Source organism: Campylobacter sp. BCW_4332, from assembly GCF_001763175.1.
Taxonomy (GTDB): domain Bacteria; phylum Campylobacterota; class Campylobacteria; order Campylobacterales; family Campylobacteraceae; genus Campylobacter_D; species Campylobacter_D jejuni.
This window is the reverse complement of record NZ_MJYF01000026.1, coordinates 1-1,339: the sequence shown is the minus strand read 5'-3', so window position 1 is coordinate 1,339 and position 1,339 is coordinate 1. Positions and strand designations below refer to the sequence as shown.

The following is a 1,339-nucleotide window of genomic DNA, read 5'->3' as shown; positions in this document are numbered from 1 at the left end:
TTTAATATATTTAGATTGAAGGCAAAAAAATCTAAATTAAGGAATTAATATGAGTATCTTTAGTATCAATGATAGCTCAAATTATAATTCTATACTTTCACAAAGTAAAGCTAATAAAGAAAGTAAAGAAAATTCTAAAATAAGTTTTGCTAATGCTTTTTTAAAACAAAATGCCAGCAAGTTAAGTGATATAGAAAGTAAAAATTCACAAACTCTAGCAAGAAGTGAAATATTAAGCAATAACAATGCATTAAACAATAGTTCAAATTCTGCTAATATATCAAATAGCAGTAATACTAATCTTAGTATTAATACTACTAAAACAAGTTCTCCTAATTATGATATATCAAGTGAATTTAAAAACTCTATTTATACTCTAAAATATAAACAAGCAGATACAAGCAATATTGTATCTTTAGCTTATGGTTATGGAGTAGATGCTAATGGTTATATGGGAAGTGATTTTAACAAAGCTGCAGGATTGCCTGAAGATTTTAAGATACATAAATCTACTTTGGATGAGATAGAGAGATTTAATCAACATAATATGGCTAGTGAAACCAGTGGAAACTATTATGATAGTTTTGATATGGCTTCTATTGTTAAATCCCATTATAATAGTTTTAATCAAGTAATAAGTGCATTTCCAAATGATAAAACAAGTTTTAGCGAAGCTGATTTAGAGCAATTACCAAAAGGACTAAATGATGGTTGCAATCAAAACAAAGAATATATTGTAACACATATATTTAACGCAGAACAATTTCACGAAGCACAAGCGATTAAGTATTCTACTATGAATTTGGGTATGAACCTTATGAAACTTGACTTTTCTCCGCAAAGCATGGAGCGAGGACCTTCAAATGAAGGCGGATTTAATCCTGATATGTCAGTTTATCCACAAAATGAAGATGGAAGTTATTCTAAAGAAGCTTTGTTTATGAGTTTTTTAAAGTCTTATTCACCTATTCCATCTTCAAATCAAGTTGTTTTGAGTCCTGAAGCAAAAGTTCGTGAAGCAAAACTTGAGCTAGAAATGAAAGCAAATCCTTCTTTTAGCGTTTCCTTAGATGACATTATGACAGGCAAGGTAGATTTTGCAAGTTTATTAAAAGGCTATGCACAAGATGGTTGGCTTGATGCAGGTATTTATGCAATGGAAAAAGGAGTTGCTTGGCAAAATGCAAGCATAGGTTATGGTGGAGCTTTGTTTGATAATCAGTTTAATCAAGCAAAAGCTAATGGTTGGAAAGCAAGCAGTGAAAGTATAAATTCTTTTGTAAATAATATAATGGATAGATTAAATAATCTTATAGGACAAACTAGGGTTTAGGAAGTA

1 protein-coding gene is annotated in these 1,339 nt (G+C 29.8%); it reads left to right on the top strand.

Annotation, left to right across the window (positions count from 1 at the left end):
• Positions 1-49 precede the first annotated feature (49 nt).
• Complete coding sequence (locus tag AJN64_RS02435; protein WP_070292621.1) at positions 50-1,333, top strand: Cj0814 family flagellar-dependent secreted protein; 1,284 nt, start codon at positions 50-52, stop codon at positions 1,331-1,333.
• The last annotated feature ends 6 nt before the right edge of the window (positions 1,334-1,339 follow it).